The sequence below is a fragment of the Pseudoxanthomonas sp. GW835-FHT14C01 genome (genome assembly GCF_058793715.1).
Genome location: NZ_JBXAGB010000001.1, coordinates 1200673 through 1213752, shown reverse-complemented (window position 1 = coordinate 1213752; position 13080 = coordinate 1200673). Strand labels below are relative to the sequence as shown.

Below are 13080 nucleotides of genomic sequence, written 5' to 3'. Positions count from 1 at the left end.
GGCACGTGATGCGGTCGCTCCCATCGGACCACGGTTCCCGGCAGGCCGGCGGATTCGGGTACGCTGAACGCGCACCACTCCTCCCCGCACCGATGACCCTGCCCGCCTCCCCCGCTGCGGCCACGTCCGCCGCGCCGCTGTTCGAACTGGACCGCGCCACCGTCGTGCGCGGCGCCACCCGCGTCCTGCACAACCTGTCGCTGAGCATCCCGCTGGGCCAGCACACGGCGATCCTCGGGCCGAACGGGGGCGGCAAGTCGACCTTCATCAAGCTGATCAACCGCGAGCTGTATCCGCTCGCGCGCGAGGGCGATGCGCCGGTGAAGGTGTTCGGCCTGCGCCGCTGGAACGTCAACGAACTGCGCAACCGCCTGGGCGTGGTGACCAGCGACCTGACCCGCGACCTGCAGCAGATGCCTCACCTGCGGGTGGAAGACGCGGTGGTCACCGGCTTCTTCTCCAGCTTCGTGGTACCGCCGCACCGGCAGATCGACGCCGGCATGCACACGCGGGCGCGCCACGCCCTGGAACAGGTGCGGGCGTCGGCGCTGGCCGACCGCCACGTGGCGGAACTGTCGACCGGCGAGATGCGGCGCGTACTGATCGCGCGTGCGCTGGTGCACGAGCCGGAAGCACTGCTGCTGGACGAACCCACCGCCGGGCTGGACCTGGTGGCGCGGCAGCACTTCCTCGGCCTGATGCGCCTGCTCGCGCAGCGCGGGATCACCCTGGTGCTGGTGACGCACCACATCGAGGAGATCATTCCCGAGATCGACCGCGTGCTGCTGCTGCGCGATGGCGCGGTTTACGCCGACGGCGACCGTGCGGCCATGCTGACCGACGCGCACCTGGGCCACGCCTTCGGCGGACCGGTGCGCGTGCGCTGCGAGGACGGCTTCTACAGCGCGGTGCCCGGCCATGCCTGAGCTGCCCGAGGTCGAGACCACCCGCCGCGGCCTGGCGCCGCATATCGAGGGCAAGCGCATCCAGGCGGTGACGCTGCGCCGCCCCGACCTGCGCTGGCCGATCCCGCCGGAGATCGTGCGGGACCTGCCGGGCCAGCGCATCGACGCCGTGCGCCGGCGCGCCAAGTACCTGCTGGTGGATACCGCCGCCGGCAGCGCGCTGCTGCACCTGGGCATGTCCGGCAGCCTGCGCGTGCTGCCCGCGGATACGCCGGTGACGACGCACGACCACGTCGACATCGCGCTGCAGGACAAGGACGCCCGCGTGCTGCGCTTCAACGATCCGCGCCGGTTCGGCTGCCTGCTGTGGCAGCCGGTGGGCGAGATCCACCCGCTGCTGCAGGGGCTGGGACCGGAGCCGCTGTCGGACGCTTTCGACGGCGACTACCTGTTCGACCTGAGCCGCGGCCGCAAGGCGCCGGTGAAGACCTTCCTGATGGACCAGGCGGTGGTGGTCGGCGTGGGCAACATCTACGCGGCCGAGAGCCTGTTCCGGGCGGGCATCTCGCCGCTGCGCGCCGCCGGCAAGGTCTCTCGCGAGCGCTACGTGGCGCTGGCCGGGGCGGTGAAGGACATCTTGGCCTACGCCATCACCCGCGGCGGCACGACGCTGCGGGACTTCCTGAGCCCGGACGGGGCGCCCGGCTACTTTGAGCAGGAGCTGTCGGCCTATGGCCGCGGAGGCGAGCCCTGTCCGCGCTGCGGCCGACCGATGAAGCACGCCAGCATCGGTCAGCGCGCCACCGTCTGGTGCGGGCACTGCCAGCGCTGATCCCCTGAGGGGTGCCATTTCAATCACGTCATGTGAGGTAAATGACGTTATATTCGCGCCCTTGGCACGTGGGGAAGACGTATGGCCGACGCATCCGACATCACCTTGTGGCTGGACTCGGCCCGTAGTGGCGACCGTGCCGCGCTGGACCGCGTCCTGGCCACGCTGTACCAGGAACTGCACACCATGGCGCGTCGCCAGCTGTCCGGCCAGCACGGCTACACGCTGGACGCCACCGCGCTGGTGCACGAGTCCTACCTGAAGCTGCTCGGCTCCACCGGCACGGCCAAGTTCGAGGACCGCGCGCACTTTTTCGCCTACGCCGCGTCATCGATGCGCAGCGTGGTGGTGGACTACGCCCGCAGCCGGCTGGCCCGCAAGCGTGGTGGCGACCTCAAGCGCGTGGCCGACATCCCGGAAGAAGTGGAAGGCAACCTGCGCCTGGACGAGGACATGCTGGCGCTGAACGACGCGCTGGAAAAACTGGCCGCCGCCGACGAGCGCCTGGCCCAGGTGGTGGAGATGCGGTACTTCGCCGGGCTGTCGGAACTGGAGATCGCCGAGCTGCTGCAGCGCTCCGAGCGCAGCATCCGCCGCGACTGGCAGAAGGCGCGGCTGTTCCTGCTGTCGGCGATGGCGGACAGCTGACCCCGCCCACATCGCGCCGTACCGATGGACGTCGAACGCTGGAAACGCCTGTCCCCGTTGCTGGACGTCCTGCTGGAGCTGGAGCCGGAGGCGCGCGCCGAACAGCTCGAAATCCTCCGCGCGGACGATCCTGACACCGCGCGCGACGTCGAAAAGCTGCTCGCGCTGGAAGAGGAAGGCGACGGCTTCATCGACCAGCCGCTGGTCGACAAGCCCGGCCAGCTGAGACCGGGGATGCGCATCGGCCCGTACCAGCTGGAGTCGCTGCTGGGCGAGGGCGGCATGGGCCTGGTGTGGCTGGCCACCCGCGCGGACGGCCTGTACAAGCGCCGGGTCGCGCTGAAGCTGCTGCGGCCCGGGCTGGCCGATCCCAACCTGCGCCTGCGCTTCACCCGCGAGCGCGAGATCCTCGCGCGTCTCGAGCATCCCAACATCGCGCGCCTGCTCGACGCCGGCATCGGCAGTGAAGGCCAGCCGTATCTCGCGCTGGAATACGTCGAAGGCGTGTCGATCACCGACTACTGCCAGGCCAACAATGTCGGCCTGGATGCGCGGCTGGCGCTGTTCCTGCAGGTCTGCGAAGCGGTCAGCCACGCGCACGCCAACCTGATCGTCCACCGCGACCTCAAGCCGTCCAACATCCTGGTGACGCCGAACGGCGACGTGCGACTGCTGGATTTCGGCATCGCCAAGCTGCTCGACGATCCCGAGCCGGTGCCGGTGCACCCGCGCACCGAAGTGCGCGCCTTCACCCTGCACTACGCCGCACCGGAACAGGTGCGCGGCGAACTCGTCACCGCGATGACGGACGTGTATTCGCTCGGCGTGGTGCTGTACGAACTGATCGCCGGCACCAAGCCCTACCGCCTGCGCCGGCAGACCGACGCCGAATGGGAGCAGGCGATCCTGGCGGTGGAACCGCTCAAGCCCTCGGTCGCCACCCTCCGCACCACCGATGGCAGCCGTAGCCAGTGCCCGGAGGCACGCCGCACATCGCGCAAGCTCGCCGGCGATCTCGACAACATCACGCTGAAGGCCCTGCAGAAGGCGCCCGAACAGCGATATCTGTCGGTCGAAGCGCTGTCGCTGGACCTGCAGCGGCATATCGAGGGACGTCCCGTCCACGCGCGCCCGCAGAGCGTCGGCTACCGCGTGCACAAGTATCTCGTCCGCCACCGTTGGGCGCTGGCGACGGGAGGACTAGCCACCACCGTGCTGGTGGCCGCGCTCGCGGCCAGCGTCTGGCAGGGACGGCAGGCCATGCGCGAGACCGCGCGTGCGCAGGCGATGCAGGATTTCGTGATCGGCCTGTTCGACAACGCCAGTGCGTCGCAGCAGGGCAACACCTTCGATGCCCGCGAACTGCTGGCGGCCGGCGAGCGCCGAGGCGAGCGGGAGCTCGCCCACCAGCCGCGCGCGCAGGCGGAATTGCTGGGAGTGATCGCCCGGTTGCGCCTCGGCCTGGGCGACTACCACGAATCGCTCGCGCTGCTGGAGAAGCAGGCGCGCGTGCTGGCGGTGACCGACGATGCGCCCGACAGCCTGCGCCTGCAGGCCGCCACGCAGCATGGCCGCGTGCTGCGCCTGCTGGGCCGCTCGCGGCAGTGCGTACAGGCGATGACGCCGATGGAGACGCGCCTGCGCACCCTCGAATCGCGCATGCCGTTGCGGGTGGCGGAGTTCCAGTCGCAGAACGGCCGCTGCCGCGCGGACGCCGGCGAGAAGCAGCTTGCGCGGCAGATGTTCGACAGCTCGCTGGATATCCGCCGCGGCCTGAAGGACGAGGCCGGGGTCGCGGAGAACATGCGCGACCTGGCGCAGCTGGATGTCGAACTCGGCAACGCCGATGCCGGCGCGCGCGGCTACCGGGCGGCGCTGGCGCACCTGCAGGCGCATGGCTTCGCGCGGCACCCGCTGGCGGTGGAGATCCTGCGCAGCCTGGCCATCCTCCACCGCAACCGCGGCGAAACGGACGCTGCGCTGGCCAATTTCGAGCGCGCGCGCGACATGGCCGTGGACATCCACGGACCGCAGCATCCGATCACCCAGGCCGTGCGCCGCCAGGTGGCCGCGGTCCATGTCGACCTCGGCCAGCTGCAGCGGGCCGAAACGGAGATGCGCGAACTGCACGCCCTGACCCTGCAGACGGTGGGTCCGCAACACCGCGACGCGGCGGCCAGCTGGAACTCGCTGGGCATCATCGCGTGGGAGCGCGGCGACAACGAAGCCGCCGTGCGCGACGTCGCCCATGCGGTGGATATCCTGCGCCATCTGGACAACGAACAACTGCTGCCCAGCAGTCTGTTCAACTACGGCATGGTGCTGCACAGCGCGGGCCGCGACGCCGAGGCGCTGGCCATCCTGGAGGAAACCCGACGGATCCGCGTGCGTACGATCGGCGCCAGCCACCCGCTGGTCGGCGAAACCGATCGCATGATCGGCGAAGTGCTGGCCGCGCAAGGCGAACTCGAGGCCGCGACCGAGCACTTCGACCGCGCCGTTCGATTGACCCGCGTCGGTTTCGGTCCCGACCACCCGCGCACGTGGTTCGCCGAGCTCTCGATGGCGCGCCACCTCACGCGACTGGGTCGTCCCGCCGACGCGCTGGCGCCCTTGCAGCGTCTGGCGCGACACGAAGGCGACGGAAGCGAAGCGCCCAAGTTGCGCTGGCAGGCCCGGGCCTATCTCGGCGAGGCGCGCTGCCGTCTCGGCGCGCAGGAACGCGAACGCGGCCGCAACGAGCTCGCCGCGCTGGTGAACGAACTGCGGGTAGCGCAGCCGGACGGCGGGGTGATTCCCCGGGAGGCGGCGCAGATCCTCGCCGCCTGCCGCTAAGGCCGCTCACTCCAGCGGCAACGCGGGCTGCAACGGTTCGATGCGTCCCTCGCCGCGCGCGATCTTCTTGAACTCGGCGCGGCTCACCGACACATAGCGCTCGTTGCCGCCGATCTCCACCTGCGGCCCATCCTGTACGGCCAGGCCCTGCTCGTTGACGCGCACGGTCATGGTGGCCTTCTTGCCGGTATGGCAGATCGTCTTGATCTCGCTGATCTCGTCGGCCCACGCCAGCAGGTACTGGCTGCCCTCGAACAGCTCGCCGCGGAAATCGGTGCGCAGGCCGTAGCACAGCACCGGGATGCGCAAGGCATCGACCACCTCGCTGAGCTGCCAGACCTGCGCCCGGGTGAGGAACTGCGCTTCGTCCACCAGCACGCAATCGAGCTTGCCGTGGGCGGCGATGTCGTCGCGTATCCGCCGTTCCAGATCGTCATCCCGCTCGAACGCCGCCGCCTCCGCCCGCAGGCCGATGCGCGACGCCACCACCCCGGCCCCGGCGCGATCGTCCAGCCGCGGCGTCAGGATCGCGACCCGCATCCCGCGCTCCCGGTAGTTGTGCGCGGACTGCAGCAGCGTGGTGGTCTTCCCGGCATTCATCGCCGAATAGTAGAAGTAGAGCTTGGCCATGGCGCGGATTCTAGCGCGCTGCGTTACCCACCCTCACCCGTCGTCGGCTTCGCCGGGACGTTCTCCGGTTCACCCACCCTGACACGGCCTTTGAGCGGTGCTTTCCACATGGCGTCCTGCAACTGCCAGTACTTCTCGGGTTGCCAGTACTTGGGGTCGTAGTATTCGTTGCCGCTCAATGTCATCCCACTGTCGACCAGTGGACCGGTGTTGGGAATGATGGTGAGGTTGCCGACGAAACCCACGCGGCTGCCGGTGATGCGTCCCGTCGCGCGGCGCAGGACCCTCTCCAGCCGTGGCTTCGCGACGTCGTCACCGTACTCCGCCAGCACGTCTTGTCCACGCACGATGGCGTCCTGCCGTCCCGCCTCGCCAAGCGCAGTCCACATGCCTTCGCGCCGCACCAGGAAATCGTGGTACAGCCGTTCGGCTGCGATATCCATCCAGGCGTACGCCAGCGGGCGATCGGCCGCGACGCCGATGCCGTTCCAGTACATCTCCGCGATCACCGCCTGCGCGGGCTTGTCACCGTAGTAAGCCGCGCGTTTGAGCTCGGTCAACGCAACGGCGTAGTCCTGCTTTTCATAGGAACGAATGCCCTCGGCCCGCCAGCGCAGGTCCGGGTGCGCGGCCAGGAATCCCTCCGTCAATACCGCCGGATCGATCTTTTCTTCAGCCAGGAGAGAGCCCGGCGGGAGCAGGGCGAAGACGACCAGCACGCAACGGTGGAAAGCGTTCATCGTGGCGAACCTGTTCCAGGAAGCCGTCAGGGGCCCATGCTAGGAGAAGCGGGCAGCCGTTGTCTGTAAACTGATGGCCTACACAGCAGTACTCGCCATGCACGGTCTCAACCCCCCCCAACGCGCCGCCGTCCTTCACAGCAAGGGCCCCCTGCTGGTGCTCGCGGGCGCCGGCAGCGGCAAGACGCGGGTGATCGTGGAGAAGATCGCGCACCTGATCGCCGGCAACCACTTCCCGGCGCGCCGGATCGCGGCGATCACCTTCACCAACAAGTCCGCCAAGGAAATGCGGGAGCGCGTGTCCAAGCGCATCCGCGGCGATGCTGCGGAAGGGCTGACGATCTGCACCTTCCACGCGCTGGGATTGAAGTTCCTGCAGATCGAGCACGCCGCGGTGGGCCTGAAGCGCGGGTTCTCGATCTTCGATGCCGACGACGCCCATGCGCAGGTCAAGGACCTGATGTACGGCGCCAAGCCCGACGACGTGGAAGCGGCAAAGAACCTGATCTCGCGCGCGAAGAACGCCGGCCTGTCGCCCGACGAGGCGCTGGCCGAAGCGCGCACCAATCGCGAGAAGGACGCCGCGCTGCTGTACCAGCGTTACCAGGACCGCCTGACCACGTTCAACGCGGTGGACTTCGACGATCTGATCCGCCTGCCGGTGCAGATCCTGGAGAACAATCCCGAGATCACCGCGGCGTGGCGCGAGCGCATCGGCTACCTGCTGGTCGACGAATGCCAGGACACCAACGACGCGCAGTACCGCCTGTTGAAGGCGATCGCCGGCGAACGCGGTGACTTCACCTGCGTGGGCGACGACGACCAGAGCATCTACGCGTGGCGTGGCGCGAACCCCGACAACCTGCTGCAGATGGCGAAGGACTACCCTGCCCTGCAGATCATCAAGCTGGAACAGAACTACCGCTGCAGCAACCGCGTGCTGCGCGCCGCCAACGCGCTGATCGCCAACAACCCGCATGAGCACCCCAAGGCGCTGTGGAGCGACCAGGCCGACGGCGAGCGCATCCGCGTGTGGGAATGCCGCGACAATGAGCATGAAGCCGAGAAGGTCGCGGCCGAAATCTCGTTCGTGCACGCGTCCAAGAGCGCGGCGTGGAGCGACTTCTGCATCCTGTTCCGCGGCAACCACCAGTCGCGCGCGCTGGAGAAGGCGCTGCAGCTGCTGCGCATTCCCTATCACCTGACGGGGGGTACGGCGTTCCTGGAGCGCCAGGAAGTAAAGGACGCGATGTCGTGGCTGCGGCTGCTGGTGAACCCCGACGACGACGCCGCGTTCCTGCGCGCGGTGCAGTCGCCCAAGCGCGAGGTCGGCGCGACCTCGCTGGCCAAGCTGGCCGAGATGGCCCAGCACGCGCACCTGCCGCTGTCGCGCGCCGCCGAGTCCATGGGCGCGCTGAAGGCCTTGCCGCCGCGCGCGGCCAACGGCCTCAGCGCCTTCGTCGACATCGTGCGCGACCTGCGCCGGCATGCCGAGGAGCTGCCGCCGGCCGACCTGGTGCGTCGCCTCAGCGAACGCTCCGGGCTGCTCGCCGACCTGCGCTCGCAATGCAAGGACGAAGCCTCGTTCCAGCGCCGTCGAGCGAACCTGGATGAGCTGGCGGACTGGTTCGAAGGCGGACCGCGCGGCAGTTCGGCCGGCGATCTCGCCGCGCAGCTCGCGCTGCTGTCCCGCAACGACAAGGACGACGGCGGCAACCAGGTGCGCCTGATGAGCCTGCACGCGGCCAAGGGCCTGGAGTTCCGCTACGTGTTCATCGTCGGCTGCGAGGACGGCACGCTGCCGCACGAAACCAGTGTCGAGGAAGGCAACCTGCAGGAAGAGCGGCGCCTGATGTACGTGGGCATCACCCGCGCCAAGGAACAGCTGTGGCTGAGCCACAACCGCGAGACGCGCCGCTTCGGCGAGCGCATGCGCCTGCAGCCGAGCCGCTTCATCAACGAACTGCCTGCCGACGAACTGCAACGCGACGGCGCGGATCCGGTCGCCGATGCCGAGCGCAAGAAGGAGCGCGCCAGCGCCGGCTTGGCCGCGATCCAGGCGATGTTCGACTGACCCGCGACGCCGGCGGTTGCGCTACGCTGCGCGGCATCGCACTCCGATGGACCTGGGCATGACGCGCGACAGCAAGGCTTGGCGGTGGATCGGCTTCCTGATTGCCCTCGTCGGCGTGGGCTTTCCCTACTGGCAGTTGCCGCCGGAACTGGCGGGGCTGCCACGCGCGCTCTACGGGCCCGGACTCGTCGCCGTCGGCGTGATCGCGATGCTGCTGCGCGCCTTCGGCACCGGCCGTTTCGCCACGCTATGGCTCCTGATTGCATGCGCGGTGCCGGCAGCCGTGCTCGTGCGGATGGCATGGGATGCGATGCGTCACCTGCCACCGACCGGCGCGCCGGTGGCGGACGTCGTGGTCGCCGGCGTGCTCGGACTCGGCGCATCCCTGGTCGGCATGCTCATCGGCAGCCTGTTCCTGCTGCGCAGCAGCCGTCGCCCGAAGTGACCTCCTTCGGGGCTTTCGTCATGGAACCGCGCCTCTCCGACATCCGCCAGATCGCCATCACCGTCGGCGACGTCGACACGGCGCTCGCGTTCTATCGCGATGCGCTGGGACTGAGCTTCCTGTTCCAGCCTGCACCGACCCTGGCCTTCCTGCAGGCCGGCGACGTACGCCTGATGCTGACCACGCCTCAGGGTGCCGGTGCGGTCGGCGCGAATTCGATCCTCTACTTCAGCGTGGACGACATCGTCGCCACGCAGGCCGCGCTGGTAGCGCGCGGCGCCACCGAAGAGCGTCCACCGCAGCTGGCCGCACGCATGCCCGACCACGAACTGTGGACCGGCTTCCTGCGTGATCCGGACGGCAATCCGGTCGGGTTGATGGAGGAGAAGCGCAGCGGTGCCGACGCATGAGCGCCGATGCGCGCGTTGCGATGATGGCGTCCTACAACGCATGGATGAACCGCCGTCTGTACGAAACGGCCGCCACGCTGTCGCATGAGGCTCTGGTTGCGGACCGGGGCGCGTTCTTCGGTTCGATTCTCGGCACGCTCAACCACCTGGTGGTGACCGACACCATCTGGCTAAAACGCTTCGCCGCCGCGCCGGACGCGCCCGCCGTCCTGGCCGCGCTGGACGACACGCCGATGCCGACCGCACTGGACGCGATGCCGTATCCCACGCTGCCGTTGCTACGCGAACGCCGCGAATGGCTGGATGCGCTGATCCTGCAGTGGGCGGCCACGCTCACAGCGGACCGCATCGCCTCATCGCTGATCTACACGAACACGAAGGGCGTGAGCTTCACACGCGGCGTGCTCGGCCTGGTGACCCATCTGTTCAACCACCAGACCCACCATCGCGGCCAGATCACCACGCTGCTGTCGCAGGCCGGTGTCGACATGGGCGCCACCGACCTGGTGGCGATGCCCGACGCCGAGTGATCTCACCCGTTGTGCGTGGCCAACAGGCGCTCGACCTGTTCGCGCAGCGCGGCGATTTCGCCTTCCAGCGCGGCGACCCGCGCTTCCAGTTCCACGTTGGCTGGCTCGCTCGCCGGCGATGACGACGAACGCGCTGAGATCGCCGCGACATCCACGGGTCCGCTCAACAGGTGCGCGTAGCGGTCCTCACGCTGGCCGGAACCGCGCGGGATCTGCACGAGCAGCGCCGGTTCGCGCTGCGCCAAGCGATCGAGATGGTGGCGCACGTCGTCGGCATCGGCGAACTTGAACAGCCGTTCGCTGCGCGCAAGCAGTTCGTGCACGGTCTGCGCGCCGCGCAGCATCAGCAGCCCCAAGAGCACGGCCTGCTGCTGGGGGATGCCGAAGAACGCCGCCGTGCGATGCTCGTAGCGCTCGGCGCGCGAGGAAAACACCTGCTTCGCCAAGCCCTTCTGTTCCAGTTGCCGCAGCGCGTGATTGACCGCGCCCGGATCCAGCGCCATCACCGGCTCGCGCGCGGTCTTCTGGTTGGCGGCGGCCTGCGCGGCGTTGACCGTCAGCGGATAGGTTTCCGGCGTGGTGGCTTCCTTCTCGATCAGGCAGCCGAGCAGGCGGGCCTCGGCGGCATTCAGGACGGGCGCGGTGTCTTCCATGGAGGCATCGGGAACAGGAACGGGGCCGGCAGGATAACCCGCACGCCGTTGCGCCGAACGACGGGCGTAACACCGGTCGGCTAGAATTCCCGCACATTCGAAATGGGATCTTCCATGCGCGTTTCCCTGCTTGCCGCCGGCCTGGCGGCGTCGTTGCTGACCCTGGCCGCCTGCAAACGCACCGAACCCGCGACGGCACCGGCCGACGCCGCCGCGCCTGCTCCCGCTGCGGCCGCGACCACGAAGCCCACCGGCACGCACGACAACCTCAACGCGGTGGCATGGGTACAGACCTCGGTCGAGTACCGCGCGATCACCACGCAGACCTTCCGCGCGGCGGCCGACCATCTGGACATCGCGCTGAAGGAAAAGCACTGGGACGCACTGGTGCCCAGCGAGCGCGGCAACGCCGCCACCGGCCTGAAGCCAGCGGTGGTGATGGACGTGGACGAGACCGTGCTGGACAACTCGCCCTACCAGGCCCGCCTGATCCGCGACGGCAAGGAATACGACGAAATCAGTTGGGACCAGTGGGTCGCCGAGAAGAAGGCCAAGCCGCTGCCGGGCGTGGTCGATTTCGCCAAGGCCGCCGCCGCGAAGGGCGTGACCATCCTCTACATCTCCAACCGCGCCGTGCACCTGAAGGAAGCGACGCTGGCCAACCTGCGCGAGGCCGGTTTGCCGGTCGCCGACGACAGCGTGTTCCTCGGCCTGGGCACGGTGCTGGAAGGCTGCGAGCAGAACGGCAGCGAGAAGAACTGCCGCCGTCGCCTGGCCGGCCAGCAGTACCGCGTGCTGATGCAGTTCGGCGACCAGATCGGCGATTTCGTGCAGGTGGAAGCCAATACCCGCGACGGCCGCCAGGCGCTGTTCGACGAATACGACGACTGGTTCGGCGAGCGCTGGTGGATGCTGCCCAATCCGACCTACGGTTCGTGGGAGCCGGCGCTGTTCAACAACGCCTGGGACCAGCCGCCCGCCGCCCGCACGCAGGCCAAGCGCGACGCGCTGGACTACGCCCCGTGAGCACCCGCGGTCCGGTCGCGCTGAGCGCCCGCGAACGCCTGATCTTCGCGCTGGACGCGCCGTCCGGCGCCGACGCGCTGGCGTGGGTGGACCGGCTGGGCGATGCGGTGCAGTTCTACAAGATCGGCATGGAGCTGCTGGCCAGCGGCGACTACTTCACCGTGCTGGATGCGCTGGCCCGCCGCGACAAGCGCGTGTTCGTCGACCTGAAGTTCTTCGACATCCCCGCCACCGTGGCCGGCGTGATCCGCGGGCTGTCGCGCTGGCCGGTGACCTACGCGACCATCCACGGCTGGCACGCCGGGATGATGGAGGCCGCCGCCGAGGCGCGCCAAGGCGAGCTGCGGCTGCTGGCGGTGACCGTGCTGACGTCGATGGACGGCACCGATCTGCGCGCCATGGGGATCAATGGCGGCGAACCTGCCGATATCGTCGTACAACGTGCGCTGGCGGCACAGGCCGCCGGCATCGATGGCGTGATCTGTTCCGGGCAGGAAGCCCGCATGATCCGTACGGCGACCGGAGCAGGCTTTTCCATCGTCTGTCCGGGCATCCGCCCCGGCGGCCCGGTCGGCGACGACCAGAAACGTACGGTCGGAGTGGCCGAGGCCTTCGCGCTGGGGGCCGACGCCATCGTGGTGGGCCGGCCGATCAGCAAGGCCGCCGATCCGCGCGCGGCGGCCGAAGCGATCCAGACGGAAATCGCCGCTTCATTCAAATAAAATCAATAACTTGAAGCGAGTTATTTCAAGTATTGCTTTAGTATTCGGGCGCAGGTAGGCTGTGCGCATCCGGCCTCAGGGCCGGAGATGTGCCACAACACTTCGTCCTCCGGCTTCGGCCGGATTTCAGGAGGTCCGCGACGTCGCAAGACGCCCGGCCTCCTTTTTTAGGGTATCCGGATTTTAGTGTGGGGTGCGGGGTTTAGCTGCTTCTGGCTCCTGAGCGCCTGTCTGTAGGTTCTTCCGCTCTTGCCTGTCCTCCTGGATCAGTCTCCAGTGTGGGATTTGGCTTTCCCCAGGTTGGACAGCCTCCGGCTGGCAGGATTAGGGTTTCGGTCACTTGGCCGAACGCATGGACGCATGGGGAATTCGGATCACCGACGCTGGTTTGTATGGTTGGCAGCGCTTCTGCTTGCGGTAGCAACGCCTGCTGCGGCCGCTTCAGATCGGCTTGCCAGCCTGAAGGCGCAGTTGCTATACGCCAATCAGTTGGGCGCTGAGCGCCAAACAAACTGGACGCTGCCGCCAATCATTCTCGGCAGCGGCACCTAATGGATTGGGCATGCCTGCTCGGTTCGGCGACTTAGGTGCCGGCGTCGGCACACCACTGACACCTGCTCCATGAGCCGC

The 13080-nt window shown here is 68.5% G+C and carries 13 protein-coding genes; 10 read left to right on the top strand and 3 right to left on the bottom strand.

All coding sequences use genetic code 11. The features are described from left to right. The first annotated feature begins 92 nt into the window (after window positions 1-92). From AC1Q5B_RS05290 to AC1Q5B_RS05275, 4 genes are all read left to right on the top strand, one after another. Window positions 93-926: an ABC transporter ATP-binding protein gene (locus AC1Q5B_RS05290; RefSeq protein ID WP_492630673.1), complete on the top strand. Its 834-nt coding sequence runs from the start codon at window positions 93-95 to the stop codon at window positions 924-926. After that, complete coding sequence (gene mutM, locus AC1Q5B_RS05285) at window positions 919-1737, top strand: bifunctional DNA-formamidopyrimidine glycosylase/DNA-(apurinic or apyrimidinic site) lyase (RefSeq protein ID WP_492630672.1); 819 nt, start codon at window positions 919-921, stop codon at window positions 1735-1737. The genes AC1Q5B_RS05290 and mutM overlap by 8 nt, the downstream gene beginning before the upstream one ends. A gap of 81 nt (window positions 1738-1818) precedes the next feature. Then, a complete protein-coding gene (locus AC1Q5B_RS05280; RefSeq protein WP_492630671.1) occupies window positions 1819-2385 on the top strand; it encodes an ECF-type sigma factor in 567 nt (188 codons plus the stop codon). Between the two features lie 24 nt (window positions 2386-2409). Then, complete coding sequence (locus AC1Q5B_RS05275; RefSeq protein ID WP_492630670.1) at window positions 2410-5220, top strand: serine/threonine-protein kinase; 2811 nt, start codon at window positions 2410-2412, stop codon at window positions 5218-5220. Between the two features lie 6 nt (window positions 5221-5226). Here the strand turns inward: AC1Q5B_RS05275 and AC1Q5B_RS05270 are convergent, their stop codons facing one another. After that, window positions 5227-5850: a thymidine kinase gene (locus tag AC1Q5B_RS05270; protein ID WP_492630669.1), complete on the bottom strand. Its 624-nt coding sequence runs from the start codon at window positions 5848-5850 to the stop codon at window positions 5227-5229. A 23-nt stretch (window positions 5851-5873) separates the two neighbouring features. Beyond that, window positions 5874-6590: a sel1 repeat family protein gene (locus AC1Q5B_RS05265; RefSeq protein ID WP_492630668.1), complete on the bottom strand. Its 717-nt coding sequence runs from the start codon at window positions 6588-6590 to the stop codon at window positions 5874-5876. A gap of 97 nt (window positions 6591-6687) precedes the next feature. On the opposite strand from AC1Q5B_RS05265, the gene AC1Q5B_RS05260 reads away from it, so the two are divergent. Genes AC1Q5B_RS05260 through AC1Q5B_RS05245 form a run of 4 tightly spaced genes read left to right on the top strand, consistent with a single transcriptional unit; the run spans window position 6688 to window position 10049 of the window. Continuing rightward, the gene (locus tag AC1Q5B_RS05260; protein WP_492630667.1) at window positions 6688-8664 is read left to right on the top strand and encodes a UvrD-helicase domain-containing protein; all 1977 of its coding nucleotides are present in this window, start codon (window positions 6688-6690) and stop codon (window positions 8662-8664) included. 58 nt (window positions 8665-8722) lie between these two features. After that, window positions 8723-9109, top strand: coding sequence for a hypothetical protein (locus AC1Q5B_RS05255; RefSeq protein WP_492630666.1), 387 nt, complete (start codon window positions 8723-8725; stop codon window positions 9107-9109). 20 nt (window positions 9110-9129) lie between these two features. Continuing rightward, the gene (locus tag AC1Q5B_RS05250; protein ID WP_492630665.1) at window positions 9130-9519 is read left to right on the top strand and encodes a VOC family protein; all 390 of its coding nucleotides are present in this window, start codon (window positions 9130-9132) and stop codon (window positions 9517-9519) included. After that, on the top strand, window positions 9516-10049 hold the full coding sequence (locus AC1Q5B_RS05245; RefSeq protein WP_492630664.1) for a DinB family protein: 534 nt from the start codon (window positions 9516-9518) through the stop codon (window positions 10047-10049). Before AC1Q5B_RS05250 ends, AC1Q5B_RS05245 begins: the two co-directional genes overlap by 4 nt. A gap of 2 nt (window positions 10050-10051) precedes the next feature. Here the strand turns inward: AC1Q5B_RS05245 and AC1Q5B_RS05240 are convergent, their stop codons facing one another. Next, window positions 10052-10702, bottom strand: a complete 651-nt coding sequence (locus AC1Q5B_RS05240; RefSeq protein ID WP_492630663.1) for a YceH family protein — start codon at window positions 10700-10702, stop codon at window positions 10052-10054. Window positions 10703-10816: 114 nt separating this feature from the next. On the opposite strand from AC1Q5B_RS05240, the gene AC1Q5B_RS05235 reads away from it, so the two are divergent. Continuing rightward, on the top strand, window positions 10817-11728 hold the full coding sequence (locus AC1Q5B_RS05235; protein ID WP_492630662.1) for a 5'-nucleotidase, lipoprotein e(P4) family: 912 nt from the start codon (window positions 10817-10819) through the stop codon (window positions 11726-11728). Beyond that, entirely contained in the window at window positions 11725-12450 is a 726-nt protein-coding gene (gene pyrF, locus AC1Q5B_RS05230; RefSeq protein ID WP_492630661.1) for an orotidine-5'-phosphate decarboxylase, read from the top strand. The genes AC1Q5B_RS05235 and pyrF overlap by 4 nt, the downstream gene beginning before the upstream one ends. Window positions 12451-13080 lie beyond the last annotated feature (630 nt).

Excerpts from the sequence above, each read along its gene's own strand:
- AC1Q5B_RS05290 (WP_492630673.1), top strand. The coding sequence starts at position 93 with ATGACCCTGCCCGCCTCCCCCGCTGCGGCCACGTCCGCCGCGCCGCTG.
- mutM (WP_492630672.1), top strand. The coding sequence starts at position 919 with ATGCCTGAGCTGCCCGAGGTCGAGACCACCCGCCGCGGCCTGGCGCCG.
- AC1Q5B_RS05280 (WP_492630671.1), top strand. The coding sequence starts at position 1,819 with ATGGCCGACGCATCCGACATCACCTTGTGGCTGGACTCGGCCCGTAGT.
- AC1Q5B_RS05275 (WP_492630670.1), top strand. The coding sequence starts at position 2,410 with ATGGACGTCGAACGCTGGAAACGCCTGTCCCCGTTGCTGGACGTCCTG.
- AC1Q5B_RS05270 (WP_492630669.1), bottom strand. The coding sequence starts at position 5,850 with ATGGCCAAGCTCTACTTCTACTATTCGGCGATGAATGCCGGGAAGACC.
- AC1Q5B_RS05265 (WP_492630668.1), bottom strand. The coding sequence starts at position 6,590 with ATGAACGCTTTCCACCGTTGCGTGCTGGTCGTCTTCGCCCTGCTCCCG.
- AC1Q5B_RS05260 (WP_492630667.1), top strand. The coding sequence starts at position 6,688 with ATGCACGGTCTCAACCCCCCCCAACGCGCCGCCGTCCTTCACAGCAAG.
- AC1Q5B_RS05255 (WP_492630666.1), top strand. The coding sequence starts at position 8,723 with ATGACGCGCGACAGCAAGGCTTGGCGGTGGATCGGCTTCCTGATTGCC.
- AC1Q5B_RS05250 (WP_492630665.1), top strand. The coding sequence starts at position 9,130 with ATGGAACCGCGCCTCTCCGACATCCGCCAGATCGCCATCACCGTCGGC.
- AC1Q5B_RS05245 (WP_492630664.1), top strand. The coding sequence starts at position 9,516 with ATGAGCGCCGATGCGCGCGTTGCGATGATGGCGTCCTACAACGCATGG.
- AC1Q5B_RS05240 (WP_492630663.1), bottom strand. The coding sequence starts at position 10,702 with ATGGAAGACACCGCGCCCGTCCTGAATGCCGCCGAGGCCCGCCTGCTC.
- AC1Q5B_RS05235 (WP_492630662.1), top strand. The coding sequence starts at position 10,817 with ATGCGCGTTTCCCTGCTTGCCGCCGGCCTGGCGGCGTCGTTGCTGACC.